The sequence below is a fragment of the Paenibacillus sp. YAE3 genome, assembly GCF_057546105.1.
Window position 1 is genome coordinate 90,949 of record NZ_BAAIYF010000011.1, and the last position, 26,809, is coordinate 117,757.

Below are 26,809 nucleotides of genomic sequence, written 5' to 3' on the forward strand. Positions count from 1 at the left end.
GATCCGGTGCAGCTTCTGCGGGTTCGATTTCCTAGGATTTGATCAAATCCTCCCGCAGCGGGGTGAAGCAATCGAGCAGCGCGCTGGGCTCCAGCGCTTTGGCGCCGTGCCTTGCTCCGCCGGGAATGACGAGCGTTTCGCCGGCGGAAATGATGCGTTTTTCCCCGTCGATCGTAAATTCGACCCGTCCTTTCAGGCAGTAGGACAGCTGTTCATGCGGGTGGGCATGCTCGTAGCCTTCGGCCCCTTCCTCAAAATGAACCTCCATCATCATCAGCGAAGCGCCGGGCGGCATGATTTTACGTCTAACGCCAGGCTCCGCGTCTTCCCATACGCCGATATTGCTCATAAAGAATACCTCCTCCTTCAAGTTTGCTCGCGGCAAATCGGACGCCGGCGTCCCTTCGCGGGGCCCGTCTAAAACGCCTTCGGGATTTCTATTTTTTGCGTTTTGCCCTGATCGGTCAAATACAGGTTATAGCTGAACCCTTGGTCGTCCATAAAATATGAAACGTATTTGCCGCGCTCATCGAGCCGTTTCGGCAGCAGCAGTGTGGCGATCCGGTGCGACGACGCTTCCTTCGTTTCGGCCGTCAGATGCCAGTGCTTGCCGAGCCCTTCGATTTCCGCCGGATCAACGCCGGCAAATTCGTTTGTTTGGCTAAGCGCCAGCTCGCCCGACGAGCTGAAGATAAACCGCCCCTCCATCAGCGCCCGCTTGCCGTTGACGTGAAAAGATTGCCCGCGCAAATCCATCTTGTATAACGTGTGGAACAGCCACTGCACCCGGCCCGGCCGTTCCAGATCGACGGCGTCGACGACGACGAAATACGCGTTTTGCACGAAATAAATTTCGCGCTTGTATTGCTTCAGATAAGGAACATGCTCCTGGTACGCCTGCGTCGGATTCATGCGGACGTACGCGTAATCCTTGCCCCGATGCGCGTCTTCGACCTCGCCTTTGGCCGCGATGTTCAGCGCCTTGTTCATGTCGGCGAACTGCCCTTGGCCGTCGATCAGAATGGCGTTTTTCGATCTCGTCTGCCGGCGCCAATTTAAATGCATGGAGCTGTTAAACGCGACGTAATAGCCGCTTTCCACCGCCAGCGGTTCGCCGTATGCATGCAGCATGAACGCGCCCTGATCTCCGTGGCTGTGGCTGACCGAGCCGTACCGGCTGCTTTTGGCCACCAACGAAATTTGCTCCTGCGGGTGGTGCATCCGGTGATGCATCGCTACCCAGCCGACGTCCTGAAACCATTTGACCGGCTCGATATCGGACGGTTCAACGGCTTGAACCCGGGGATAATTACGGTAATAAAGCAAATCGTCGAAATGAAAATCCCACCAGCCGTAATTGTAGAACATCCGGTCCGCTTCCGGATTCCGGTCCTTCAGCTGCTCGTAATACCACTGGTACCAGCCGTTCCCCGTGATCCCGGCATATTGGCGCATGTTGTAGCCGACCTTTTTGATGATGTCGTCCCCCAGCGTCGAGTTGTCGCCGAACGATGTCCGGGTCGATGTCGTCGGGCTGTAGCAGTAAAGCGGAAAATCGCCGGTATGCCGGAAAAAAGGACGCTCGAACACGTTGATTCCGGCGAAATTTTTCATCAGGTCCAGCGCTTCGGTCAAATAAGCCATGCCCGTCGTCCAATAATGCGGGCCCTCGGCCCAGCCGCCGTCGGCGCCGCCCCATGGGGAAAATAACGTGTAATAATATTCTATCGTATAATCCAGCCACGCCTTCGCTTGCGGCTCGTCGTCGAACAGCGCGATGCAGCAGGGGACAAGCACCGAAGACAAGGAGCGGACCGCATGACTGTCATACGGGATATGATGGATTTTCGAGCGTTTGATCACATGGTCAGCCACCTGCTCCGTTCTGCGCAGCAGCCGCTCGCGCACCGTCTCCCGTTCGCTTTCGTTCAATTGATCGTGCAGCCAGTCATATCCCCAGGCAAGCGCCCCCGCGATCCGAAAGGCGGCTTCATCGTTATAATCCCGGCTTGTCGGCCCTTCCGGGTCCCAGGAGGCGGCGTGCAGCAGCCACGCTTTCGCTTTGGCAAGCACATCCGCATCCTGCAGCACGACGCCCGCGATGCTCAGATGCCGGATGGCGTACAGTACTTCCTGGCAAGCAAGGTAGCTTTCCCGCCATAACGCGGCCGTGCGGCGATGGCCCGGATAGGGCTTCGGTTCCGCGATCAGCTCGCGCGTCAGCCATGGCTTGACGGAATGCTCGTAAAACGCGCGCCACCCGGTGCCTTCCGCATCCTCCGCGATGCTGCCGCGGTACGCGTCGATTTCGCCCGGCTGCAGCCACAGCCTCGGGTGGCCGCCCTGCACCCGGCGGTAACGGTCCGCCGCGGGTGCCAGCGGCGTCTCGGGCAGTCCCGCCGGTACATGGAAGGCGCGCACGACGCTCCATTCGGATTGCCCTCCCGCCGCGCCTCCTTCCGATTCAAGCAGCGCGTACCGCCAATAGTAATCGCCCGGCTCCAAGGCCTCGTCCGGCGTAAAAAAGTTGTACCCTATAGGCTCGTATCTTCTCGTCGTTTCCTGCCGAAAGTCCGGGGAAGACGAAATCTCCAGGACGTACCGGTCATCCTCCAGCTTGGCCGGAATCCACGTGAAGCGCGGCGGATTCTCGTACAGCACGGTGTCTTCCCGCGGCGCGTACTGAACGGTCAGATCCCCGCTTACGGGCTGAAACAACGCATTTACTGCATTCATGCTTTTCCCCTCCATGTGCCATGTCGTCGTTAACGCATAAACAATCCGCCGTTCACTTCGATCGTCTCCCCGGTCAGGTAATCCGATAACTGCGACGCCAGGAACAACACCGCGTTGGCCACGTCCTGCGGTGTGCCTTCCCGCCCCAGCGGGATTTTGGCGACGGTCGCGGCCCGGCCTTCGTCCGAGGTAAAGGTCGCATGAAAAGCCGTCTGACCGATAAAACCCGGCGACACGCAGTTGACGTTGATGCGATGGCAGGCCAGTTCCTTGGCCAAGCCTTTCGAATAGGAAATGACCGCCGCCTTGCTCGCCGCATAAATCGATGCGCCCGGGCCGCCGCCGTCATGCGCCGCGACGGACGTCATATTGACGATTTTCCCGCCGCCCCGGCGGATCATGCCGGGAATGACCAGCTTGCTCAAGAACACGCAGGACTTGAAGTTCACGTCCATGACCCGGTTGTAATGCTCCTCCGTCATGTCGACGTTCGGCACGCGTTTCACCAAATGGCCTGCGTTATTCACCAAAATATCGACCGGGCCGCCAAACTCCGCCTGAGCGGCCTCCACCATGGCCTCCAGCTGCCTTGTATCGGTCACGTCCGCTCCGAACGCGGCCGCTTTGCCGCCGGCTTCCGCGATTTCCGCGACCAATGCTTCCGCCTGCTCCCGGCCGCTGCGGTAATGTACTCCTACCGCGGCGCCGCTTGCTGCCAGCGTCTTTGCGATCTCGCGGCCGATCCCTGAGCTTGCCCCTGTCACAAGCGCGATTTTGCCGTGCAAATCCACTGTCATCCCACCCTCTCTTCATATATGCATGCCATGTTGCCGTCCAGCGGCAGCGACATCGTTATGACCGTCCCCTGGCCCGGGACGCTGTCGATCGCAAGCCCGTAAGCTTCGCCGTACACCATTTGAATCCGGCGATGCACGTTCATTAGTCCAAGGCCGCCTTTATGATAGAGCGACCCCGTATCGGATTCGGCCAGCCGGTTCAGCCGCAGCTTTTCCCGCACGGCGCGCAGCCGTTCCGCCGTCATGCCCGCCCCGTTGTCCTCGACGATGACATAGAAGCGGTCACCCTCGGCTGCTGCACCGATCCGAATCCGGTGGTGATCCTGAATGCCGTCAGGGAACGCATGCTGGAACATGTTCTCGATGAGCGGCTGCAGCGTAAGGCGCACCATTTTGTGCAGCAGCAGCTCCGGCGGGATCGCCACGTCCAGCTCGAATTCGCGCTGCGTCCGGTACTTCAGGATCGTCATATAGCTGAGCACATGCTTCAATTCGTTGACGACCGTGATTTCCGCCAAATTCGTCTGAAGCGCGTACCGCAGCATGTGGGCCATCGCTTCGACGATCTCCATGATTTCTTCCGAGTCCTGGACGACGGCGTAACATTTGATCGTCTCCAGCGTGTTGTACAGGAAATGCGGGTTCATCTGCAACTGCAAAGCCTGGAACTCCGCTTTGTGCTGCTCCAGCGCGATCCGCTGCAAATTCAGCTCCGTTTTGTTGGACCGGATTTCGGCTTCGTACACCCGCTCGATCATCTCGGATAACCGCGTCAGCATCATGTTGTAGCTGCGGATCAAAAAGCCGAATTCGTCCTGCCGCCCGTCATCGTCGATCGTTTTCCATTCGCCTTTGTCCATCATGCGCATGTTCCGCACCAGCTTCTTGAGCGGCTGTACGAGCGAATTGCCGAACCGGCCGGCGAACCACAACGCGATCATGAGCGTAAATGCGCCGGCGATCACCGTCGTGTACCGGATGCTCATGATGGGCTCGCGCAGCTCGGACACCGGCACGGAGATAACCATCCGCCAATCGGCCGCATGCAGCCGCTGCGACACGTACATCCGCCGCTCGCCATTCACCTTCGCCGTGAACGTGTCCCGGTCTCCCGCCAGCAGCTGACGTTTGATCTCCTCATCCATGTATTCATCCGTTGCAACCTGATCCGGCTGGTCGACGAAGTGGCCCTGTCCGTCTACGATGAAGGAATACCCCTTTTTCCCGAGATCCATCTGGCCCCACAGCTTCGATATTTCCTTCGTGTTCAGCTTCATCCCGAGAATGCCCCGGGGCTGGTGGGAGACGATCCCGCGCACGCGGCGGATGAACGTAATGTACTGTGCGTCCCCCGGAGCGACCGAAGCCGAGTTGATCAGCGCCCCGAGCCCGTCCTTCGGGATTTGCCCTTCGATCAGCTCGTAATACGCTTTGTAATCCTTCACTTCGTCCTGAATGATGTCTTTCGTCGTAATCGCCTTGCCGTCCTGATTGATGACATAGATCAAGTCGATCTGCGGATAGATGATAAACGCCTGATCGAACTTTTTTTGAATCCGCTCGGACAATTCGTAATACTGGAAGCTGTTGTCCGGGTCCATCTCCATGAATTGAAGCACGTCCCGGTCGGACAAAATCGTTTTGCTCGCATTGTCAAAGGTCTGCAAATACAAATCCGTATGGTACGCGGCATGCGCGATCATTTGCGATAAATAGCGCTCGAGCTGGCGATCCAGCAGCTTCGAGGATTGCACGTACGTGATGGCGCCGACCACCGACAACGAAATGACGATAAGCACCGTAAAATAAAAGAAGATGCGGTGCGATATGCTTTTGCCGAACATCAAGAGGAGATCCCCAGCTTCTGCCGGTATTCGGACGGCGAGATGCCCTCGTATTTTTTGAAGGTTTTCGTGAAGTTGGAGTGGTCGGCGTATCCAACCGCATAAGAGATGTCCGTGATCCGGTGCCGCTCTTCGCCAAGCATCCGCTTGGCGTATTCCATGCGCCGTTTCGTGCGGTATTGGACGAAGGTCTCGCCGGTCGTCTGCTTGAACATGACGCTGAAATAATTCGGATGCAGCCCGAGCAGGTCAGCCACCTCCTCCAGCGAAACCTCGCTGGCGAGATTGCGTTCGATATACGCCTTGGCCTCCTCGATCGGGTCCTTCAGCTTGCCTTTTCTGCGCCGGTGCAGGTTTTCCAGCGTCTGCCCGACGTTATCCTCGAACCGATTCCAGGCATCCGCAAACGGCAGACCGCGCTCCAGCTGCAGGCATTCGGCAAGCGTAATGGGGACATCCCTTGCTTTCAGCTTTTTCATCAGCAGCGCATAAAACTCTTCCAGCATTTCGGACTTCTCGGCATCATGCAGCCGGTAACCCGAAATTTCGCCCGCCCAAGACCGCAGCAGCTCCTGCGCCTGCGCACGGTCCACGTAATAAATCGCCTGCTCGAAGCGTTCCAGCCATTCGTCGATTTTGGCCACTGACAAATAAGCGGAGCGTCCGAGTTTGGACGCGCGCTGCACGAGCCGCCCCAGCGTATCATGCAGCTGCCTTTTGCCGATCGGCTTCAGCAGGTACTCCCTCACCCCGTAGCTCATGCAGGTCTGGGCATACGTAAAATCGTCGTACCCCGAAATGACGACCGTCTGCACGGGAGCATCCATTTCGGCGAGTTTTTCGCATAACGCCAGACCGTCCATGACAGGCATGCGGATATCCGTGAATACGAAATCGGGGAGCTCTTCCCGGACGGCCTCCAGCGCTTCCGCTCCGTTGGCGGCCTCGCGGATGGATGAAACCGGAACCCCGGATTGCCGAATGAATACGGTCAGGCCTTTCAAAATCATGGGTTCGTCATCAACAATGAGAATGCGATACATCCGATGGAACAGCTCCTTTCGATTTCGATCATCCGGTATAGGCCGGGTTTAGCTAAGACACCTGCTTCGTCCAAAGGCCGGCTGAGCCGGTTTATTTGCGCGGCAGGAATACGCCTTCTTTTTTCTGGAACCGTTCGTTCGCTTCGGCCAGCACGTCCTTGCCGCCTTTCGATTTCCACTCCTCGATCACCTTCGGCCAATTTTCGATCGGCTCCTGTCCGTACACCATTTTCACCATATGCGTGATGAGGACCGGCGGCGGCGTATCCGACAGCGGCGTAATGTCCGGGTTCTTTTTAAGCGCTTCCAATCTCGGCTCGAATTCCATGCCGTCGCGTCCTTCATGTGCGAGAATGTTATCGAACACGCTCATCAGGTTGCGTCCTTCTTCCGTCAGGCTGAGCGAACCTTTGTTATAAGTCGTATCCTGCACGAGCCACAAAAACGACTGGCGGTACCGCTCTTCGTCGACGCCCTGGGAATCGGTCGGCTGCTTGTAGTCGATTTTGTCGCCGTTCATCGTGTAGTTCTCGCCTTCGACCCCGAACGTGAAGAACTTCTCCGCTTCGTCGGATACCATCCAGTCGAGGAATTGAATGACCTTCTCCGGATGCTTGTATTTGGCGTTGATGAAGTAGGAGCGGTTGACGTCGCCGTACAAGTAATATCCGCCTTTGCCGTCAGGTCCGACCGGGGACGGAATGATTTCCAGCTTCGCGTTCGGCGTTGACTCCTTCAGCTGGGTTTCCCACTGGATCAGCTCGTTGGCGTTCATCGACCACATGCCGGCTTTGCCCGCCAGGATCGTGTTTTTGAACGTCGTCGGATTGATCGTCGCGAACTCTTTATTGATCAGCCCTTCATCGTACATCGTTTTATACGTAGAGAGCGCTTTCATCATGTTTTCCGAATCAAAAAATTTCGGCTGCACTTCACCGTTCACTTCTTCAAACTGGCTTAAATACGGGAATACGTCATACGCGCCGAAAAACGTATCCGCATATTTGAAATCCTGCCTTCCCATGTACGGGTTCTCCACGCCGAGCTTTTTGAAGGCGCGCAGCACGTTCAGATACTCGTCGACCGTCTTCGGCACGGGCAGCCCCGTCTGATCCAGCAAATCCTTGCGAATCCACGTCGCCCGGCGGGAAGGATTGGACAGCCATTCCGGGATACCATAAATTTTACCTTGATAGGTCATGCGATTCCAAGCTTCCTTTGGAATTTTCTTCAAAAGGTTCTGCCCGTGCTCCTTCAGCAAATCGTCAAGCGGCATGAACACGCCGGCCTCCACGGAACCCGCCATTTCTTTGCCCGTCACGCCGCCCTGGCCCTGCACCACGTCCGGAATGTCGTTCGTCGCGAACATTTGCGCCATTTTCTGCTCGTATTCCTTATGCGGCACCAGACGGATATCCAAATCCGTTTTCGTCAGCTCTTCAAGCCGTTTCACCCATTTGTCCTGGTTGATATCGGGCGATTTCTCGACATGTCCGAAATTGAGCGTCCGCAAGGAAATCGAAAACTTCGTGACCTCATCCGCCGCTTCCTGCTTCGTTTCTTCCTTGCTTTCCCCCTGCCCGCCGGACGTCTCCTGTTTTCCCGAGCATCCCGCCAGCAGCCCTGCAGCCATAACGCCCGCCAGCAGCAAGTTTGCCCATTTTTTCATGTTATCCCCTCTTCTCAAAAAAATGATGTTTGCAGGTCATGGATGATTTTCGCTAGCCAGATTGTATCGTCAAAGCCCCAGCGACCGTGAGGGAGCAACTTCATGTGCGCTGGGCATTTTTTAAGATTTGACCGCTCCGAGCGTAAGCCCTTTCACGAAATGCCTTTGCAAAAACGGGTAAATCAAAATGATCGGCAGCGTCGCGATAATGATCGTCGCCATTTTGATGCCTTCCGGGGACGTAAACGCCAAATCGCTGAATTGCGATGCGCCGGGGTCAATACTGATATCGTCCGTTTCGAACATTTTTTTCAGCTTTACCTGCAAAGGCCACCATTTCGGCTGATCGATATAATACAGTGCGCTCATGTAGGCGTTCCAATGTCCCACCGCGTAAAAAATGCCGAGCGACGCCATCACCGGCTTGGACAACGGCACGACCATGCTCGTCATGATTCTCAATTCGCCGCATCCGTCGATTCGTGCGGAATCGATCACCTCGGCCGGAAGCTGCTTGAAAAACGAATGCATCACGAAAAAGTTGAACGCACTGATCGCTCCCGGCAGAATCAGCGCCCATGGCGTGTTCATCAGGTGCAGGTTTTTGATCAAAATAAAGTTCGGAATAAGCGGCGCGCTGAAAATCATCGTCACCAGCACCAGCAGCACGACGATCCGCCTGCCCACGTATTCCTGCCGCGATACCGGATAAGCGAGCGTCGCCGTGGCGACCAGATTGACCAGCGTCCCGGCCACCGTGATGAACACCGAGACGGCAAAGGAGCGCCAAATGGATGCGTCGCTGAACACGTATTCGTAATTGATCAGCGTGAATTCGATCGGCCAAAAGGTTACCTTTCCCGACGTAATCGCCGCCGAGGAGCTGAAGGACTGCGCGATCACGTTCAGGAACGGCAGGAACATGACCAGCCCGAGTATCGTCAAAAACAAAATATTAAACGCGTTAAACGTTTTGTAGCCGCCGGACATTTTCCGGTTCATGGGTCCTCCTCCTCTTCATCGGGATGTTGCTAAAATCCTCTAATACAGGCTTTCGCCCGTCGTCTTTTTGCTGAAGAAGTTCCCCGCCATCACGAGCACCAGGCCGACCACGGACTTGAACAGCCCGACCGCCGTCGTGTAGCTGTATTGCTGGGACAACAGGCCCGCCCGGTAGATGTACGTATCCAAAATTTCGCCGTTTTCCATGTTCAGCGCGTTGAGGAACACCCATACCCGTTCAAACCCGAAATCCAGGAACTTGCCGATATGCAGCAGGAACAAGATCATGATGGTCGGGAGGAGCGCCGGGAGCGTGATTTTCAGCGTCTGCTTCCAGCGGTTCGCCCCGTCGATCTCCGCCGCCTCGTACAGCTCCGGGTTGATCCCCGCCAAAGCCGCAAGGTACAAAATCGTGCCGTACCCCGTATCGCGCCAAATGCCCGAGCCGACCAGCACGCTGCGGATGTAATGGTTATCGCCTAAAAAGTACAACGGATCGATGCCGAACAACCCGAGCAGCTGATTGAGAATGCCCGTGGTCGGCGACAAAATGGCCACAGACATGCCGGCGATGACGACCCAGGACAGGAAGTGGGGCATGTACACGACGGTTTGGACCACTCTTTTGAACATGACAAGCCGCAGTTCATTGAGCAAAATGGCCAAAATGATCGGCGCCGGAAACGCGATGACGAGGTCGTACAGCCCGATCAGCACCGTATTTTTCAAAATCCGCAAAAAGTCGTAATGCTCGAACATCGTCTTGAAATGCGTAAAGCCCACCCACTCGCTGCCGGTAAAGCCTTTAAAAATGTTGTAGTCCTGAAACGCAATGACCGAGCCGCCAAGCGGGATGTACTTGAAAATGAGAAAATACAAAATGCCGGGAAGCGAAATGATGTACAGCGCCTTATACTTCCACATCAGCTGGGCGATGCCGCCGCTCTTGGCGCGTCTTCGCCCCATGCCCGGGGGCAGCGCCTCGGCCGCTTCGGGTTTCATTGACATATCGATCCTCCTTCTGCCGTATGGGAATAGGTTAGAGACTCCAGGGTCTTCGGATTTTGCCAAATCCTCTACTTTCATACTAACGGCGGAAGGCGGGATGCTCCATGGCTGGATTCTTTGTGGGCTGGTGATTTTTTAAGGTGGAAAAAGGGGATGGATCGGAAGAATGGCGTTGCTTGGAGAGTGAAACAGCCGGGGCCGCTCGCGGGCACAAAAAAAGCCTCATCTCCCGGAGTGGAGAAGAGGCTATGATCATGTCCAGTATGGGGATCCGTCCAGAGAACGGGAACGGCCGTGTGGAAAAATCTCAGGCTTGCTTGCGTTTGCGTCCAAACAGCTCTTGGCGGAGTTCGTCCAAATGACCCAGCACCTCGCGCGATGCTTCTTCAATCGGCTTCAGCACGTCGTAGGACTGGGACGCCGCGGTCTTGCCGTCCATCATCCGGGAGGCCTCCTTCGCCAGCCGGTGAATCCGCGCATGCGGTTCATCGAGCGCTTGAAAGGACGGCAGCTTGGCGAGGGCCTCGCTTGTTCGGCGTTCATCGTACCACTTGCCCAAACGGCATGCATGGTGGTCGCCCGCTGCCTCGAGATCGAGCCGATGAAAACCGAGCAGGCTGTTGTATACCCACCAGCGCCACAGCAGATGGTCGGTTTTCACGGTGCGAAGGGTCTGCTCTTCGCTCAGGCGCGGAAAAAGACCCAGAGTTTGCAGCCGCAGCCCGTTTACCTTTTTGCTCGCTTCGTAAATGTCTTTGCCGGTTGCCAGCGCATGCTGCTGAATCCGTTCCTGATGCTCCAGCATGACGGCCGTGCGCGCCGATATGTCCTTCGTTGCCGCGGCTTGCTCCTGTACGACCGCCGCAATGCCGGAGGTGGATTCGCCGATCCCTTTGATCTGCTGCATCATGTGGTCCAGACTGCCGATCGCTTCCTGCGCGCGGTTTACGTGCCCGAAGATGTCCTGCTCCATCTCTTCGGTTTGGCGCCGGACGTCGAACGTCGTCTGATCCATCCGGGCGATGCTGCTTGTCACCTGCTCCACCGAGCCCTTCGTCTGTTCGGCCAGTTTCCGCACCTCGCTTGCGACGACGGCGAAACCTTTGCCGTCCTCCCCGGCCCTCGCCGCTTCGATCGATGCGTTTAAAGCCAGCAGATTCGTCTGCTCCGCCACCTCGCGGATGAGTCCGACAACCTGGGTCACGTTTTGCACCGTCTCATGCAACTCTTCAAAACGGCTGCGGGTATCGGCGAACCGTTCGATGATCGCCAAAAATCCGTTCAACGCCGAAGCGACCACTTCCTGCCCCTGCCGCGCCTGCTCCAGCATCCCTTTGCTGCTCACCGCCATGCGGGTGGCGTGTTCGGCCACCTCCTGCACCGATGCGGACAGCTGCCGGGCGCCCGTACTGACATTGTTCGTCTCCTCCAGCGATTGCGCGACCGAATCGAGGAGCGGTTTGATTTTATCCATTTCGATCAACGTTTCGACGATCTGGCTGTTCGTTTCGATTACCTGGTAATGATGCGCTTCATCGTACGCTTCCAGCACCAGCTGCGTGTCCAGCGTAATGATCCGGTTCAGCGACGTGATGATCGCCGCGGCTTTGTGCCGGTTCGGAAATTCCTCTAAAATGAGCGGAACAAGCTCTTCATAAATCCGGGTAAACGCCCCGATAAACCATTCCGGCGCAAGCTTGATGCGGCTGTGAATATGCCCGATCCGCATCCGCGACTCGAAGTAGGACTGATCCAGCTCCACCCGCGGGATCGATTTCAAATAAGCGATAAACGTGCCGGTCAGGCGCTCCCTGTTGCTGTGCTGCTGGATGATCTCCCGCATCTCCTGAACTTGCGCCAAAATTTCGTAGTGCCGATAGGTAATCCGCTCCGCGTGCGCATCAATGAGCGCGGTTAACTGGCGTACGTTCTCCAAATCGGTCTGATGAATTTGCAAAAATTCTAGCTTTTGCTTCAAATGCCCCTTCGCCTTTATGTCGGTCGAAGCCTGCAATGGTATGCCATCATCCCTCCGACTCTTCTTTTGAAAAAACATCTGATCCCCTCCTGTTGTATTTGGCTCTCGTTGATCCTCCCAGCGCTGCGATCTACGGCCTACCTCTCTTTAGCTTATCCTTGACGCCGTTTTCCGGCATTGTAGAAGGCTGCCGCCGGCTTGCGCAAGCCCTGGCTGCCGAGACGATGCGACCGTCTCGAAACCGTTTACGATTCCTGCTTTCTTATTTATCGGCAATTCTGATTAAGAACTGGATATCGACATAGCGTAAATTCCAATAACACAAAAAAATGCCCCCCAAGAGCGTGCCGGATGAACCAAAGGCTTCGGTTCCCGCTTCGCTTTTAAAAGGTGCACTTGTTAAAATACGGCCAGGGCGATCGAGAACACGACCCAGTTCAATCCCGAGTTCATTAAGTCGTTCCTGACAGGATACGAAAAACATCGCCCATTAAGCAAGGCTGCCCGAAAAACCATCGCGGGCCGTTTATGCTCAGATTTGGGTCCTTTGCCTTTATGAGTTATGCGTTTCCCGCTTGATGGTTCGTTTGCTCCTTCTTATTCAATCCAATGACCTGACTCCGTGGAATTAGCGGATTATAATACACGACATAAGCCTTGTTAAATCGCTCGAAACCCCATGATGAAACCCGTCCACCACAATGAGGTCAATTTCTTAACAGCATCCCTTGAAAATGAGGGCTTCCTTCGCCCATATGCCGAGTATGGAAGTATTCCATATGAAAATAGATTTGGATGATCCGCTGAATCTCCTCATCCGGGTACATGGCAAAGTAGCGCTTCGGCTCATACGTATCCTGCTCCCAAATGCCGTCCGTGGACATGCCTCCATAAAGCCCTAAATAGAACAATCCGCCGGGCTTCATAACGCGTTTGATTTCCGCGAGCACGCTAGGCAGCTGGGCTTTCGGGACATGCAGCAAGCAGTTCATGGCGTACACCGCATTAAAGGAGCGATCCGCAAAATCCAGATGGTAAAAATCCATCACCCTTGCGTGCAGCCCTTTTTGCCTGCATAAACGGACCATTTCTTCGGATAAGTCTACGGCCGTGACATCAAACCCATGATGTTTAAAAAACAGGCTGTCCCGCCCCGGACCCGCGCCGATTTCTAGAACGCTGTGTACATCATTCGACCGGAACGCATTCAGCACGTTGTCACGTTCCTCGGCTTTCCAGCCTTCCAGTTCTGCCGAATCCCTAAGATTCGCATGATTGTCGTATGCCTGTTTCAGCGTTGATTTGATGGATGAAAGTTCTACGCTCCTCTGCCTCCCAACCATGGTAATGTCTTCCGCTGGCTGTGCTTGTCCAATCGAGCATCCCTCTTCAGCCGCAAGCATTTCAACGAATTTAACATCTGCGGGAGCAAAGGTATACTTAACTAGTTCATGCCGCTTCACCCATCGTACTTCGTCATGATCTACAAGTTGGATGGTGCCGTCAATGAATCGGGCTTTATATGCAATCAACTGGATATGCTTTTCGCCATAATGATGATCGTTTATTCCGAACCATGCGTAAGGCTCGATTGTGATTTGCATTTCCTCGCGAAGCTCGCGCTTCAGACAGTCGATTGGCGATTCTTCTGGCTCCAGCTTGCCTCCCGGGAACTCCCACAGGCCTGCCTGGGGTTTGCCGGACTTTTTTCTGGCGATGAGGACTTGTCCTTGCTCGTTTTCGATGACGGCTGCGGCGACTTGGATCAATGGGGGGGACCTCCTTGTTTAATAGCTCAATTCATCCTTCTCCTAACAACTATTATCTTATTATCCCATATTGTCAAAGAGTGTATTTCATAGCCTTTCAATTTTATATAAATTTATATAAAAAATTAACGGGAAAACTCTGGATGAAATCAAAAGAAGCCGTTAAAGTTAATTAAAGACTCTCCACCGATTATTATTAAAAAAAGGCTCTGGACGAAGTGATTAACGATCGTTCCTGAGCCTGTTTTTGTGTAAAAATAAATATTTCGATGCAGTTCTACTCGAACCCCTTTATAACCCCCAGGAATCCCCCTAATCCCTAACATGAATCAAAATATACTTCGTCGTTTGATCCCATCCCAAATCGAATGGTACACGGTACCGGTCGGCGGTATGGGAGTTCACGAGGGGATAGCCGTTGGCGTCGTGCCCGACGACGATGGAAAAGTGGTCCGTGTCCCCTTTCAGCTCGTAGCCGATCAGATCGCCCGGCTGCAGCTTGGCAATCGCGCCGTGCGGGTGCTTGTCGCTGGATCGCGTAATTTCTTCAAAAGTTCCTTTGGCAACCAGGCGGCCGTATCCGGAGTAAAACAAGAAGCGCTGGAAGGCATCCGTCTGCACCCAGGCCTGGCTTCCGCCTCCCCGATATCCCCAAATGCCGGACATCGGCAATCCGCCGCCTTCTTTTTTATCGCCAAGCACCTGGGATGCGAAGTTGGTGCAGTCTCCTCCCAGAGACGTATAATCCCTATAATTCCGGTTGTATCGATTGTTATTGCCGGCTCCCCAAGCCAGTCCCGCATATTTGTTGGCGTAAGCGACGGCGCGTTCCCGTTTGTATCTGCCTTCTTTTTGGGCCGCCTCGGGTTCGGGCGAAAGATGCGGAAAGCCGGGAGGGGAATCCGGGATCAGATCCGGATTTTCTTCAAGCGGATCGAGGTACCACTCCTTTTTAACGATCCATCCGTCGCTCGTTTTTTTCAGGATAAGGGCATGCCGGGTACCGATTCCAAAAGACTGCGGAGGAACGGACGACGACTTGTAGCCGTAAGAAATTTTGGTGGATTGGACCAGAGAAAGTACGGCTTGATCCCCTACTTCCTTCAAACGGGCGATTCGGATGCGGGGTTCGGCGGCGATCAGCCGAAGTCCGCGTTTTTCAACCCATGCGTGGACGTATGTTGCGCGTTTTAATTCCATTTGGTAAGCGTAGCGGCCCCCAGATTCGGACAGGTCGTAATATTTTTCAATCGTCGTCGGCTGCTGATCAATGAGCAAGCGGTTGCGGTCTTGGTACAATTGCTCCAAAAACGGCATCATCTTTACTTTATCATCGTCCTGCTCGGGGGAAAGCGCATAAGTATCCGATGGCGATAAGCAAAGGATCAAAGACATGCCAATCAGCAAAAACAGTCGTAACACGGCGGAAATCTCCCTTATCAAGGTTATTTAAGCGTCAGGGCTTTATTGAAAATCCTTGAATATCCTTTTGAGAATCAACCTTTATGCTTCCCATGATGAACGGAAATATCCTTTGAGGTTCGAATTCCATATCCTGGTTTCAGACAAGTTTCGGCCGCTAATTGGGACTACCTTCACCGTTTCGCTCATATAATTTGGGGACAACGTTTTTTGGGGTGAAAAGATGCCGCTTCCTTCCGTCCTTAAACAAACCGTTATGCGCACAAGCATCATTTTTCTGGTGAAAGCCATCGGGCTTGCGGCCCGCATCCCATTGTTTCGGCTGCTCGGCTCGGAAGGAACAGGGATCTATCAGATCGTATACTCCATCTTCGGATTCGCGCTTACGCTCACCGTAGGGGGCTTCCCTACACCACTGGCGCTCATGACGGCAAAAAACGCAGCTCGCGGTCTGCAACTTTTCAACCGGCTGGTTGTCCCGTTTTTGATCCTGGGTGTATGTTCCGGCTCTCTTTACTACGCCATAGCTCCATATATTGCTTATGATCTCGGGGACAGCCGTCTGGCGTTTCCCATCCGCTGCATTGCGCCGGCGCTCGCGGTGATTCCATTACTGCAGCTGTACCGCGGTTATTTGCAAGGGATCGAGTCTTACCTGCAAGCGTCCGTTTCCGAACTCGTCGAGCAGGCGGTGCGCGCCGGTACGATGTTATTATTGGCGGTTTTATGGCTGAAATACGGCATTCATGCTGCGGCCGGCGGGGCGGCGTTCGGGGCCTTTACAGGCGGCGTGACCGCATTATGTTTTCTTTGGGTTTTGCGAAATAAAAATCAAAAGGGTTCGCCGATCAGTGCGGGGAAAACGTCCACGTTACGCTGGTTCATCCTGGGGCCGGAAGCCTTTCTTTTCGTAAAGTCATCCCTTGCCATGATGTTTACCCGTTTAATTTCCCCGGCAGCCGATCTTCTGGATGCGCTGATTATCCCTCGCCGACTGCAGATCGCGGGACTTACCCACTCGGGTGCCCTCGCCGTTTACGGGGAAATATTCGGCATGGCATCGATCATCGTTTACCTGCCTACCATTGTGACCGCCGCTTTATCCTATACAGTTGCCTCGAAGCTGTCAGCCAGTTGGCAAAGCAACAACAGGAAAGATTTTATAGAACGCTCGAACATATGCCTGGAAATCGGGTGGTTATGGGGGATCAGCTCTGCCATCATCCTTTTCTTTCATGCGGACGAGCTCTCTAGGCTCATTTTTGGAAACGAAGATGCGGCCGCGGCCATTCGCTGGATGTCCTTTGCCCCGATCATTGCGGGGATGAGGGAGCTGACGACGACGATTTTATGGACGACCGACCAAAGGAAAGCGCCCTTCATCGGCTCTCTTTTCGGCCTTGCCTGTTCCGTGATTGCAGCATACTTCTTAACGGCCATTCCCGGGTTCGGTTACGCCGGCGCGGCCATCGGCATCTTCCTATTCGAACTCGTTCCATTGCTTGGGAACGCCATCGTTTTGCATAAACAGTGCAAAGGTGCGTTTTCCATCGGCCACTTGTTTAAAATCTCGCTGTTTCTGGTGCTGATTCCCTTTCTCCATGCTCCATTGGATGCCTTTCTGGCGCACATCGGCCTGGCGTCGTCGGCTCTCCGATCGGCCATAAGCCTGTTGTTTTTTACCGCCAATATGGTTTTATACATCCTGTACCGATTCCGGAAAAAATAATCCATGAATCGGGAGGGCCAATGAGTGCTCTACACCCGAAAAAGCAAAAATAAAGCCTTATCTATCGCGAAGAATAGATAAGGCTTTTACGATTCAGCACGTTTACGATTCCGTCTTCCCATACGGCTCCAACAAACGCCCGCTTACCTTGGTAAGAAACGCCGACCATCTCTCTTGAAATTCGGGGTCGCTTGACTCAAGGCCGGTCATGATCTGCGTGATGTTGCTGAAAATGATCGGATACGTCGTTAATGCGGTCAGCGCCAGCGCCAAAAGTTCAGGGTCGAGATCCGGCGGCACCATCCCCTTTTCTTGTTGGGCCTTCCAGTACGACGCGTAGGATTGCAGGGCATTTTCCCCGCCCTTATTCCATGAGGTTTGCTCGGCTCGCGCCTCAAGCGCTTCCCAAGCGCTGAACTTAATGAAGTCCGCCCTCGCCTGGCTGTTGACTCTGAAACGGTGCTCCGCAATATGGAGAGGATCGTCGGGAACCTGGGCAACCCACTCTGGTTCACTCGTCGCTGAATACGCCAAAACCGCTTCCAGCAGTTCCGCTTTCCCTTTGAAGTAATGATAGATCAGCTGCTTCTTCACCCCGGCGTTTTCCGCGATCGCCTCAATCCGCGCCCCCTTAAAGCCCTTGTCGAAAAACTCGCGTTTTGCGGCTTCAAGAATGTTCTTTTGCGTACGTTCCGCGTTGCGTATTTCTCCCACTCGGCTGTACCTCCATCCCAGTCTGTTAAAATCATCGTACCCGCTTACTGAACTGCTGTCAAATTTAATTTTACAAAAATAAAATTATACTTGACGATAGTAAAGTTATAACTTACCATGTAGTCAGTAACCAATATTTGCTACAAGGTGGCGATGGGAACAAACGCGTAGCTTCGCTGAAGGCAGGAAAATCCGAATGGTCTTGAAGGGGGCTGTGATGCCGAAGAGCGAAATTCGGGTGGCGAAAATGATTTCCTGGATTGAATAAGCTTTGCATCGGTATCGTAAAAAAATTAAATCAATGGAGGAATTCCCATGACCGTGTTATCGATCGTTCTTCAAAGCTTGCTGATTGCTTATTATGTCTTTTCGGGTTCCGCGAAGATCGCGGGGGCCAAATACTGGGTGGATGTGTTCAACGGTTTGAAGCTGCCTCAATGGTTCCGCGTCATCACGGGCCTGGTTCAGTTGGCCGGAGCGGCCGTGCTCATCATCGGCTATTGGTATGCAGAGGCGGTTGCATGGGGCGGCATTTGGCTTGGATTTACGATGCTGGTCGCATTTTTTGCGCATATCAGGGTTAAAGATTCGTTCGGCAAAACGGTGCAGCCCGTCGTGTTCCTTGCGCTTATCCTCGTTGTAACCCTTATGAATGCGGACGGCATCATGAACCTTTTATGATCACGATCGATACGCCGGGACCTACGGCTGCGGCTCCCGGTTATTCCGCTCCAACGAAAAAACACCCGGCAACCCGCCGAGTGCTTTCCCCACTAAATCTGCTATTCCAACCTTTTTTATCTGATCTTTTCTATCTATTCTTTTTATCTAACCTTGTTTTAACTAATCTTCATTCACCTTACAACCCGATGCCCTTCGGCAAATCCTCCTGCTTCACCTGCTCCCATTCCTGCACGTACGCTCCCTTCGCCAGCACCTTCAAATAAACTCCCTGCTTCAAATCGACGCTGGACGTAAACGTCACGTCTTTCTTTTTGCCCTCGGCATTGTACCCGGTCAAGCTGTACTTGAATCGGCCGTCGTCCGGTTCCGAAGGTTTATTGACCTGGACGTAGACATATTCTTTGGTGATGAACGGGTTGAAACGATCGACGACGTCTTTGTACGAAAAAACGAAAAATGCTCCGAAAATGACGATGATAAAAGCGGCAACTGCGCCGAATTTTTTCATGATGGTTCCTCCTCTTTTCCCATGGTTGAATCATGGATTTGCTTGATTTCAGCCTGTCAGGACATGGCGTTTTTGACGATTTTCCTATAGTAGCCGATGGTCAGGACCGCAAACACAAAATAGATCAAGGCGTACATGACCATCGCAATCACCGAGGGTACGGTGATGTCGGACAGCACCAGGATGGACGCCGCTTTGACGGCAAAGATAGAATGCAGGATGCCGATCAAGAGCGGTATCGCGAACACGAACAGCTGCTTGCGTACGATGCCCCTCATGATGTCCTTCACGTCAAAGCCGAGCTGCCGCAAGGTCTTGAAGCTCCTTTTCTCCTGTTCCGCTTCGGTCATTTGCTTGAAGTACAGGATGCTGCCCGTCGAAATGAGGAACACCAGACCTAGGAAGGCCGAGATGAACATCAATAACCCGAGCGAATGAAGCGCCCCCTCATATTGCGTATGAAAATCGGGTTCGAAGCCGTCCTTCGACACGTATTTGGCGTAAAGGGCCGATGCCTTGGCACGCTCCGCTTTGCCCGGGACCTGGTACGTATCCAGGCGGACTTTTTCGTATCCGGAAGATCCCGGCATGTTTTTCGCCAGCTCCTGCACGGTGTTTTCTGAGGTCACGAGCTGGGCGCCGTAAACGTTGAAGTTCATAACGTATTGCGTGACGAGGTTCGTCAGCCGCATTTTCGTTTCCCCGTGTTTGCCCAGCGCGATTTCCTTCGGGAACTCCATGCCTTCCTTATCGGTTTTTCCTTCGAGGTTCACCCGGGCATCATACAGCACGGCCTCGCCTTTCGGCGGCACTTTCACCTTCATGCCCGCATTTTGAAGCTGCTCCGCCGGCAGGAACAACATGCCTTGCGTCGATTCTTCCGGCTTGCCTTGCAGATCACGGATCGTTCCCTTCAACCGCACCGCTTCAATCGGGTGATGATCGAACCGGATGCCCGCCTTCTCCAGCTCCGCGCCGAACGACTTGGCGTCCTTTTCTTTGTTTTCGAACACAAAATCGTACGGCAGCGAGATGCGCGTATCGCTTTCCGCCGAAAAATAAAGCGAGTAGGCCAGCGCCACCATCGTAAGCGTCATCGCCGACAACACCGTGATCAACGTGAGCGAGTTGGCGTTGGCTTTCATCCGGTGCATGAGCGGTGCAAGGGACAAGCTGTTCAGCAGCCCGAGATGCCCGTTTTTTCTTTTCCGAAACTGGTAAAACAGCCACCCGATCGTCACCCGGAACAGCAGATACGTGCCCAGGATCGTCGAAAGGAGCACCAGTAGCATGTTAAAAAACAGCATGTCGTTCACCATATGCCCCGACAGGTCATAGCCGCAGATGATCAGCGCGATGCCAAGCAGGGCAAGAAACGCGGCGACGACGGTTTTCGGCTTCTTGGGATGGTCGCCTTGGCGATCCGCGTTAAACAATTCCAGCAGCGTGTTGCGGTAAACCGTAAGCGTCATCTGTATCGAAGTGAACACGATCAAGGCGGCAAAAACGATCACCGTCTGCACCGCCGCCGCGGCCGAAAAGGCGATCCCGACGATGACGTCGAAGCCGAGCAGCCTCATCAGAATCAGCAGGAACAGCCGCGATACGAGCGCGCCGCACCCGATCCCGAGCAGAAGGGCGCCCAATCCGAGCAGCATGTTTTCGATGATCAAAAACCGGGCCACGCCCAGCTTCGACAGGCCGATCAATTGGTATAAACCGATCTCCTTGCTGCGCCGCTTCAGAAAAATGCTGTTGGCGTAAATGGTAAAGATGGCGACGATGACGAGCAGCAAAATTCCCGCCACCCGGAACGACGTTGCAAAATTCACGTCCGCGCCCATCCGCTCCACGATCGACGAATCATGCTGCAGCGTCGCAAAGACGAAATACAGGCTCATGCTGAAAATGAGCGCAAAAAAGTACAGGTAATAATGTTTGATGTTTTTCCGAATGCTGCGGATGACCAGTTCAAATAACGTCAATGTTGTCCCCCCCAAGCACGGCCTGCACGTCCATGATTTCCTTGAAAAACGACGGTCTTGTTTTGTCACCGCGGTACAGCTCGGAGTAAATTTGTCCGTCTTTCAGGAACACGACCCGGCTGCAGTAGCTGGAAGCGACGGGATCATGCGTGACCATGACGATGGTGACGTCCCGTTTCCGGTTCAGGTCTTCCATCGTTCCCAAGAGGGAGGAAGCCGATTTGGAATCCAGCGCCCCCGTCGGCTCGTCTGCAAACACCATCGAGGGCCGGTGGATCAGGGCGCGGCCGGCGGACGTGCGCTGTTTTTGCCCGCCCGATATTTCATGCGGATATTTATGCGCCAGCTCCTTGATGCCCAAAATGTCGGCGATGATGTTGAACTCCTCTTCCGCCATTCGTTTATCCATTTTGCTGAGGGAAATAGGAAGCAGAATGTTTTCCTTCACGGTGAGCGTGTCGAGCAGGTTATAATCCTGAAAAATGAAGCCGAGTTTTTGGCGGCGAAAAGCGGAAAGCTCGGCATCCTTCATTTTCGAAACGTCGGCGTCGTCGATCCGAATGGTCCCCTCCGTCGCGCGGTCGATGGTCGCCAGCACGTTCAGCAGGGTGGTTTTCCCCGACCCGGAAGGTCCCATGATGCCCACGAATTCCCCTTCCAGGACGCGAAGATCGATGCCTTTTAACACTTGTTGGGCGCTGCCTTTCGAACCGTAGGTTTTGCGGACGTTCTGCGCATGCAGCACCGTTTTTTGCAAATTGATGTCATTCATAGCGAACCTCCATGTTTTGCTGTATCCTCATTGTACTTTCGACCGCCGGGTCTTGTCGCACGTTTTGGATGACAGGCCGGCAGGGCAAGGTGACAATATCGTCATGTTGCTGCTGCGGCAAATCAAAAAAAGCAGTCAGGACGTACCCGGCTGCTTGTCTTGTATAGATTCCATTATGGGGAACATCGGAAGGGGATATTCCCTTCGAAGAAACAAGGATTGGGGCTATGTCAGCATCCCTCTCCGGATCGCCTCAAACTCGTTTTTAGCCGCAAAAATCATGCGCATGTTCGTTCCGTTTGGCGGCTCCGACTGCGCTTGAAGCGTAATCCCGATTTTGGACGCGACTGTTTGCGCGAGATACAGCCCGAGGCCTGTTGCCGCATTTTGGATTCGGCCGTTCCCGCCCGTAAAGCCTTTATCGAAAATGCGCGGCAGGTCGTGCGCGGCAATGCCCGGCCCTTCGTCCTTCATGTTCAGGACGGCGTTCCCGTTCTCCGTGACGCTTGTCCCGATGACGATGATCCCGCCCTCCGGGCTGTATTTGACGGCGTTCGTCAGCAGCTGGCGGAGGATGAACCGGCACCATTTCCGGTCGGTCACGACCTCGGCGTCTTCGCCTTCGAATTCGACCGCGATGTTTTTCTCCATGCACCAGGAAGCCAGGTCGCGCACCTCCTCCGCGGCAAGCCGCCGCACGGACGCCGGCTCCAGCACGTAATCCGACTCAAGGGACGGAAGGCGCGCCATATGGAGCTGCCGGTCGATCAGCAAATGGATCCGCAGCCACTCCGCTTCGATTTTCCGGATCGCCGGATCGCTGCGGTTGGCGTCGATCGTAAGTTTCATCGCGGTCAGCGGCGCTTTCACTTCATGAATCCAGGAGGAGGTAAAATCATTTTCGATCAGCTGCGCCTGCTTCACGTCGGATAGCTTTCTTCTGTAAAAAAGATCCGCCGCACGCAAAATGTCGTTCGTTACCTCATCCGGATAAAAAGCCGGTTTCGGCAACGTTTCCAGCCAGTCCTCGTGCAGCTCTTCGCTTCGTGCCGCCAGCGCCGCCGCATACTTCGTTTCCGTTTTATAACGCCAACCCAAAAATACGGCAAAGACGAGCAGGAACAACACGTTCAAATACATTATGGAGCTGGCATGGACCGCGATGCCATGGTCGAGCAGAATCAGCACGTCGGTAAACACGAGCAGCGCCAAAAACAGAACAATCCAGCTTTTTTTATAAGCCACGTAACGTAAAAACAATTCTCCGACTCGCCTCCTTTATAACGTGATGGCCATGTAACCAAGCCCTTTTTTCGTGACGATCGCTTCTTCGAGCCCGAGCACCGCCAGCTTTTGGCGCAATCGCGTCATGTTGGCTGTGAGGGTGTTGTCATTCACGAAATGCTCGTCCTCCCACAGCTTCCGGATCAGATCGTGGCGGGACACGATTTCATTTTTCGCTTGGACGAGAACGGCAAGAATAAAAAATTCGTTTTTCGTCAAATCGGCCTCCTGGCCGTCCTTGCGGATGACGCCGCGCTTCATGTCGATGACCGCACCGTTCCACTCGATAATATCCGACGCCTCTTCCCCGTATGCATACGTCCGGCGGAGGATCGCCTGGATTTTGGCCAGCAGCACGTCCATATGGAACGGCTTCTGGACGTAGTCGTCCGCGCCCATGTTCATCGCCATCACCATATCCATCGGATGGTCCCGCGAGGACAGGAACAGGATCGGCACCTTCGATACCGCCCGAATTTCCCGGCACCAGTGAAAACCGTCGTATTTCGGAAGCTGAATATCCAAGACGACCAGATGGGGCTGCGCATCGGCAAAAGAACCCATCACATCGTCAAACGATTCCGGTCCCGTCACGCGCAAAGACCATTTTTCCAGCCTTTCCTTCAGGGCTTCAAAGATGTGGGCATCGTCTTCGACGATAAAAATGTTCATATCCATCGGTATACCGTCCCCTTTCATACCATGTATTGTAAATCATAGCGGGCGTGATTTGAAATACAAGGCAGGATAAAGGACTCTTCCTTAAATAGAAAAAGACCCTCGAAAGAGAGTCATATGGTATAATATGGATAGTACAACATTTCGGCTATAAGGGCGGTCGGCTAGTCTCCCTAACGGGAGGTGATGCCTATGACAGCGTATGAAGCGATAAGCTTAATGCTTACCTTCGGGACATTAATCGTCGCGCTGCTTTCGTTTAATAAACGAAAATAGACCGCCCCAGGTAAGGATTCGGTCTATTTTCTGATCAACCTTACGGCCGACCGCTCTTTTTAGCGGCTGTTGTGCTGAGGGATCGTGTTCCAGCACGGTCCCTTCTTTAATGTTATCTTAGCATATGGAGAAATATACCTCAAGGTTCGTGGCAATTAGGGCTTCCGTAAATTTCTTAGCGACCCGTTTCGCGTGATTTTCTTGTGTTTAAAAAGCGGCCAAACGGGAGGTGAGTTCTACGACGGCTTATCTTTCGATCCACGCATCCGGATAGGATGCGACTTATTGACATGCAAAGTTTCTATGCCAGCGTTGAATTTCAATCCACGCATCCACATAGGATGCGACCAACCATATCGATGATCCGGAATTGGTCCATGTTATTTCAATCCACGCATCCACATAGGATGCGACGTCGATTGGGATCCTCTCAAGACGAATTTCTTGAAATTTCAATCCACGCATCCACACAGGATGCGACGCGGCGAACACAACCTACTATATCTTCCTGCATATTTCAATCCACGCATCCACACAGGATGCGACAATTGCAGCTAAATAATCAAATGCGGTCTATGAGGATTTCAATCCACGCATCCACACAGGATGCGACAGTCCTTAAAGGAATACCAATCTCCACCCCATGTATTTCAATCCACGCATCCACACAGGATGCGACCCGGAAGACGGGACGCTTTATAAACCTGACCCCAATTTCAATCCACGCATCCACACAGGATGCGACGCGTTCGCTAAACGAAATTAAAGGAGGACGAAAATATTTCAATCCACGCATCCACACAGGATGCGACCCCGACGCGTTGGCGTGAATTGATTGCCGAGCCTATATTTCAATCCACGCATCCACACAGGATGCGACGATTTCGTCGTAACGTCCATACTGCACTTCGTTGTTATTTCAATCCACGCATCCACACAGGATGCGACTGAAAAGGCAATCATTCCGCGAAGTTGCACCGGCATTTCAATCCACGCATCCACACAGGATGCGACATTTAAAACACCAGACATATATACAGATATATTGATTTCAATCCACGCATCCACACAGGATGCGACGATAGAAAACGACGAATACTTCGTCATGATCTGCATTTCAATCCACGCATCCACACAGGATGCGACTCCGATTTTCAGGCGAACTTCCCTCAAAATAGGCTCTTTATTTCATTAAACAACATTTCCTGCCCCATAGAATAAACATTTATTCACATAAAAGGAAGGGTACCAAGATTTTTCGGGTGCGAACCCCCGGGGAATTCATGTTCACTTCACATTCGCACCAAAGACTTTCCCAGGCGATCTGTAAAAAGGTACCGCTTACTTCTTTATCTTATCATAACCCGTACGGGACAGCTATGATGTTCCCCAAACCATGCGGAGTCCCGGAAAAATCTATCTCCTGAGCTCCTTGCAATAATGTACTATTCCCTATCGGCTTTTCGGCTCTATAATGCAAGAAACTTATTCTTGAAGGAGCCTGTGAGCATGAACATCATGTCGTTCCTCTTATACTGCGTCGTCGTCACCTTCACGCCGGGACCCTCGAATATCGTCATTTTGGCGTCGGTGAATCAAAACGGCTTCAAACACGCTTTAAAGTTCATTGCCGGATCTTCTTTGGCTTTTGTGCTGCTGATCGCAGCCTCGGTAACGGTAAACCGGGAATTGCTGACCCGCATGCCGGTATTGCTCGCCGGACTTCGAATCGCCGGGAGCTTGTTCATCCTTTACCTGGCTTATAAAATCCTCCGGATGGATGTGTCCCGCGCGGCTGCCAAGCAGGCAACGTCGTTCATGTCCGGATTTTGCATGCAGTTTCTCAATCCCAAGGTGGTCTTGTTTACCGTTACGGTGATCCCGATCTACGTCATGCCTTACTATACATCGGGCTTCGTCCTTTCGGCCTTTGTGGCGCTGGTTTCGCTCATCGGGATTTTAGCCTACCTAACCTGGGCGGTTTTTGGTAAGCTGTTAAAAACACTGCTGCAAAAATACCAAAAAGCGACCAATATCATACTCGCATCGTCTCTGGTCTATTCTGCGGTCATGGTGTCCGGGATCGTGGAGCTTGCAAAGGGGTGACATGACATTGGAAGAACGGTTTACCTACAGCCAATCCGCAGGCATGACGGCTCTGTCCGCCAGCTTATCGGATTTCACTTATAAAAAACACTGCCACGAGGAATACGCCATGGGGGTTACCCTGCGCGGGGTCCAACAGTATCATCTGGAAGGCAGCATGCAGTCGTCCGTCCGGGGCGGCGTGATGTTGTTTCATCCGGAGCAGACCCATGACGGAAAAGCCCACGACCGGTCGGGAATCGACTACGTCATGGTCTACGTTCATCCGGATCTCTTTTTGGAGGCTCTCGGAAAAAAGGATGTGCTGCGCTTCAAAGAACCGATCGTGTATCATGCCGGGTTAAGGCAAAGCTTGCTGGAGTTATCGCAGGCTATTTCCGAAGGTCGGGACGAAGCGTTATGCAGCGATCTGCTTTTTAAAGTCGCGGGGCATGTCTCCCAGGATATTTTGGAGCCGATGAACATCAAGGACCGTACCTTTACGGAAAAAGCCAAAGAAATGATGCGCAGCGACCTGCAGCATGTGCTTCGCCTGGATGAAATCAGCCTTGCCTTCGGGATGTCCAAATACCAATTCATCCGCGCTTTTAAAGCCAACACCGGCATCTCGCCTTACCAGTATTTCGTGAACTGCCGGGTGGAGCAGGCAAAACAGGTGATCGAGCAGCATAAGGACATTTATCTGGCCGTCAGCAGCTGCGGTTTTGTGGATCTGGCCCATCTGAACCGGCATTTTAAACAGGTGTACGGCACGACGGCTTTCGAATATTTGTCCTATGTGAAAGGTAACATGTGACTATCGTTC

The 26,809-nt window shown here is 53.6% G+C and carries 22 protein-coding genes and 1 CRISPR repeat array; of the genes, 5 read left to right on the forward strand and 17 right to left on the reverse strand.

Going from position 1 to position 26,809, the window contains the following annotated elements; translation table 11 throughout:
- Nucleotides 1-31: 31 nt before the first annotated feature.
- The 11 genes from AC27KL_RS20690 to AC27KL_RS20740 all read right to left on the reverse strand — a co-directional run bounded on the left by AC27KL_RS20690 (nt 32) and on the right by AC27KL_RS20740 (nt 15,268).
- On the reverse strand, nt 32-349 hold the full coding sequence (locus AC27KL_RS20690; protein ID WP_487170874.1) for a cupin domain-containing protein: 318 nt from the start codon (nt 347-349) through the stop codon (nt 32-34).
- 68 nt (nt 350-417) lie between these two features.
- Nucleotides 418-2,736: a DUF4962 domain-containing protein gene (locus AC27KL_RS20695; RefSeq protein WP_487170875.1), complete on the reverse strand. Its 2,319-nt coding sequence runs from the start codon at nt 2,734-2,736 to the stop codon at nt 418-420.
- Between the two features lie 29 nt (nt 2,737-2,765).
- Nucleotides 2,766-3,533: an SDR family NAD(P)-dependent oxidoreductase gene (locus AC27KL_RS20700; protein WP_487170876.1), complete on the reverse strand. Its 768-nt coding sequence runs from the start codon at nt 3,531-3,533 to the stop codon at nt 2,766-2,768.
- Complete coding sequence (locus AC27KL_RS20705) at nt 3,530-5,377, reverse strand: cache domain-containing sensor histidine kinase (protein WP_487170969.1); 1,848 nt, start codon at nt 5,375-5,377, stop codon at nt 3,530-3,532. The genes AC27KL_RS20700 and AC27KL_RS20705 overlap by 4 nt, the downstream gene beginning before the upstream one ends.
- Nucleotides 5,377-6,420, reverse strand: a complete 1,044-nt coding sequence (locus AC27KL_RS20710) for a response regulator (protein WP_487170877.1) — start codon at nt 6,418-6,420, stop codon at nt 5,377-5,379. Before AC27KL_RS20710 ends, AC27KL_RS20705 begins: the two co-directional genes overlap by 1 nt.
- Nucleotides 6,421-6,511: 91 nt before the next feature.
- Nucleotides 6,512-8,089 carry an extracellular solute-binding protein gene (locus AC27KL_RS20715; protein WP_487170878.1) on the reverse strand — a complete coding sequence of 526 codons (1,578 nt, stop codon included), beginning with the start codon at nt 8,087-8,089 and terminating at the stop codon, nt 6,512-6,514.
- Nucleotides 8,090-8,209: 120 nt separating this feature from the next.
- Complete coding sequence (locus AC27KL_RS20720) at nt 8,210-9,091, reverse strand: carbohydrate ABC transporter permease (RefSeq protein ID WP_339323592.1); 882 nt, start codon at nt 9,089-9,091, stop codon at nt 8,210-8,212.
- Nucleotides 9,092-9,130: 39 nt separating this feature from the next.
- Nucleotides 9,131-10,057, reverse strand: a complete 927-nt coding sequence (locus AC27KL_RS20725) for an ABC transporter permease (protein WP_487170970.1) — start codon at nt 10,055-10,057, stop codon at nt 9,131-9,133.
- Between the two features lie 349 nt (nt 10,058-10,406).
- A complete protein-coding gene (locus AC27KL_RS20730) occupies nt 10,407-12,077 on the reverse strand; it encodes a methyl-accepting chemotaxis protein (RefSeq protein WP_487170879.1) in 1,671 nt (556 codons plus the stop codon).
- Nucleotides 12,078-12,784: 707 nt separating this feature from the next.
- On the reverse strand, nt 12,785-13,846 hold the full coding sequence (gene mutT / locus AC27KL_RS20735) for an 8-oxo-dGTP diphosphatase MutT (protein ID WP_487170880.1): 1,062 nt from the start codon (nt 13,844-13,846) through the stop codon (nt 12,785-12,787).
- Nucleotides 13,847-14,158: 312 nt separating this feature from the next.
- Entirely contained in the window at nt 14,159-15,268 is a 1,110-nt protein-coding gene (locus AC27KL_RS20740; RefSeq protein ID WP_487170881.1) for an amidase domain-containing protein, read from the reverse strand.
- Between the two features lie 223 nt (nt 15,269-15,491).
- Between AC27KL_RS20740 and AC27KL_RS20745 the strand changes: the two genes are divergently transcribed.
- Nucleotides 15,492-16,997 (forward strand): oligosaccharide flippase family protein, encoded by a 1,506-nt coding sequence (locus tag AC27KL_RS20745; RefSeq protein ID WP_487170882.1) that lies wholly within the window; start codon nt 15,492-15,494, stop codon nt 16,995-16,997.
- A gap of 102 nt (nt 16,998-17,099) precedes the next feature.
- Here AC27KL_RS20745 and AC27KL_RS20750 read toward each other — a convergent pair whose 3' ends face one another.
- Nucleotides 17,100-17,711, reverse strand: coding sequence for a TetR/AcrR family transcriptional regulator (locus AC27KL_RS20750; protein ID WP_487170883.1), 612 nt, complete (start codon nt 17,709-17,711; stop codon nt 17,100-17,102).
- Nucleotides 17,712-18,026: 315 nt separating this feature from the next.
- On the opposite strand from AC27KL_RS20750, the gene AC27KL_RS20755 reads away from it, so the two are divergent.
- On the forward strand, nt 18,027-18,392 hold the full coding sequence (locus AC27KL_RS20755) for a DoxX family protein (protein ID WP_487170884.1): 366 nt from the start codon (nt 18,027-18,029) through the stop codon (nt 18,390-18,392).
- Nucleotides 18,393-18,570: 178 nt separating this feature from the next.
- On the opposite strand, the gene AC27KL_RS20760 is transcribed toward AC27KL_RS20755, so the two are convergent.
- From AC27KL_RS20760 to AC27KL_RS20780, 5 genes are all read right to left on the reverse strand, one after another.
- A complete protein-coding gene (locus tag AC27KL_RS20760) occupies nt 18,571-18,903 on the reverse strand; it encodes a YxeA family protein (protein ID WP_339323557.1) in 333 nt (110 codons plus the stop codon).
- A gap of 56 nt (nt 18,904-18,959) precedes the next feature.
- Nucleotides 18,960-20,888: an ABC transporter permease gene (locus AC27KL_RS20765; protein ID WP_487170885.1), complete on the reverse strand. Its 1,929-nt coding sequence runs from the start codon at nt 20,886-20,888 to the stop codon at nt 18,960-18,962.
- Entirely contained in the window at nt 20,875-21,660 is a 786-nt protein-coding gene (locus tag AC27KL_RS20770; protein ID WP_487170886.1) for an ABC transporter ATP-binding protein, read from the reverse strand. Before AC27KL_RS20770 ends, AC27KL_RS20765 begins: the two co-directional genes overlap by 14 nt.
- A gap of 225 nt (nt 21,661-21,885) precedes the next feature.
- Nucleotides 21,886-22,920, reverse strand: a complete 1,035-nt coding sequence (locus AC27KL_RS20775; protein ID WP_487170887.1) for a sensor histidine kinase — start codon at nt 22,918-22,920, stop codon at nt 21,886-21,888.
- Between the two features lie 18 nt (nt 22,921-22,938).
- Complete coding sequence (locus AC27KL_RS20780; protein WP_487170888.1) at nt 22,939-23,622, reverse strand: response regulator; 684 nt, start codon at nt 23,620-23,622, stop codon at nt 22,939-22,941.
- 192 nt (nt 23,623-23,814) lie between these two features.
- Between AC27KL_RS20780 and AC27KL_RS20785 the strand changes: the two genes are divergently transcribed.
- The 3 genes from AC27KL_RS20785 (at nt 23,815) to AC27KL_RS20795 (ending at nt 26,800) form a co-directional block, all read left to right on the forward strand.
- Complete coding sequence (locus AC27KL_RS20785; protein WP_487170971.1) at nt 23,815-23,898, forward strand: putative holin-like toxin; 84 nt, start codon at nt 23,815-23,817, stop codon at nt 23,896-23,898.
- Nucleotides 23,899-24,148: 250 nt separating this feature from the next.
- A CRISPR array of direct repeats spans nt 24,149-25,044; the repeat unit is 32 nt; unit sequence ATTTCAATCCACGCATCCACACAGGATGCGAC.
- Between the two features lie 363 nt (nt 25,045-25,407).
- Nucleotides 25,408-26,004 (forward strand): LysE family translocator, encoded by a 597-nt coding sequence (locus AC27KL_RS20790; RefSeq protein ID WP_487170889.1) that lies wholly within the window; start codon nt 25,408-25,410, stop codon nt 26,002-26,004.
- Between the two features lie 43 nt (nt 26,005-26,047).
- Nucleotides 26,048-26,800: an AraC family transcriptional regulator gene (locus AC27KL_RS20795; protein ID WP_487170972.1), complete on the forward strand. Its 753-nt coding sequence runs from the start codon at nt 26,048-26,050 to the stop codon at nt 26,798-26,800.
- The last annotated feature ends 9 nt before the right edge of the window (nt 26,801-26,809 follow it).

Excerpts from the sequence above, each read along its gene's own strand:
- AC27KL_RS20690 (WP_487170874.1), bottom strand. The coding sequence starts at position 349 with ATGAGCAATATCGGCGTATGGGAAGACGCGGAGCCTGGCGTTAGACGT.
- AC27KL_RS20695 (WP_487170875.1), bottom strand. The coding sequence starts at position 2,736 with ATGAATGCAGTAAATGCGTTGTTTCAGCCCGTAAGCGGGGATCTGACC.
- AC27KL_RS20700 (WP_487170876.1), bottom strand. The coding sequence starts at position 3,533 with ATGACAGTGGATTTGCACGGCAAAATCGCGCTTGTGACAGGGGCAAGC.
- AC27KL_RS20705 (WP_487170969.1), bottom strand. The coding sequence starts at position 5,377 with ATGTTCGGCAAAAGCATATCGCACCGCATCTTCTTTTATTTTACGGTG.
- AC27KL_RS20710 (WP_487170877.1), bottom strand. The coding sequence starts at position 6,420 with ATGTATCGCATTCTCATTGTTGATGACGAACCCATGATTTTGAAAGGC.
- AC27KL_RS20715 (WP_487170878.1), bottom strand. The coding sequence starts at position 8,089 with ATGAAAAAATGGGCAAACTTGCTGCTGGCGGGCGTTATGGCTGCAGGG.
- AC27KL_RS20720 (WP_339323592.1), bottom strand. The coding sequence starts at position 9,091 with ATGAACCGGAAAATGTCCGGCGGCTACAAAACGTTTAACGCGTTTAAT.
- AC27KL_RS20725 (WP_487170970.1), bottom strand. The coding sequence starts at position 10,057 with ATGGGGCGAAGACGCGCCAAGAGCGGCGGCATCGCCCAGCTGATGTGG.
- AC27KL_RS20745 (WP_487170882.1), top strand. The coding sequence starts at position 15,492 with ATGCCGCTTCCTTCCGTCCTTAAACAAACCGTTATGCGCACAAGCATC.
- AC27KL_RS20755 (WP_487170884.1), top strand. The coding sequence starts at position 18,027 with ATGACCGTGTTATCGATCGTTCTTCAAAGCTTGCTGATTGCTTATTAT.
- AC27KL_RS20760 (WP_339323557.1), bottom strand. The coding sequence starts at position 18,903 with ATGAAAAAATTCGGCGCAGTTGCCGCTTTTATCATCGTCATTTTCGGA.
- AC27KL_RS20770 (WP_487170886.1), bottom strand. The coding sequence starts at position 21,660 with ATGAATGACATCAATTTGCAAAAAACGGTGCTGCATGCGCAGAACGTC.
- AC27KL_RS20780 (WP_487170888.1), bottom strand. The coding sequence starts at position 23,622 with ATGGATATGAACATTTTTATCGTCGAAGACGATGCCCACATCTTTGAA.
- AC27KL_RS20785 (WP_487170971.1), top strand. The coding sequence starts at position 23,815 with ATGACAGCGTATGAAGCGATAAGCTTAATGCTTACCTTCGGGACATTA.
- AC27KL_RS20790 (WP_487170889.1), top strand. The coding sequence starts at position 25,408 with ATGAACATCATGTCGTTCCTCTTATACTGCGTCGTCGTCACCTTCACG.
- AC27KL_RS20795 (WP_487170972.1), top strand. The coding sequence starts at position 26,048 with ATGACGGCTCTGTCCGCCAGCTTATCGGATTTCACTTATAAAAAACAC.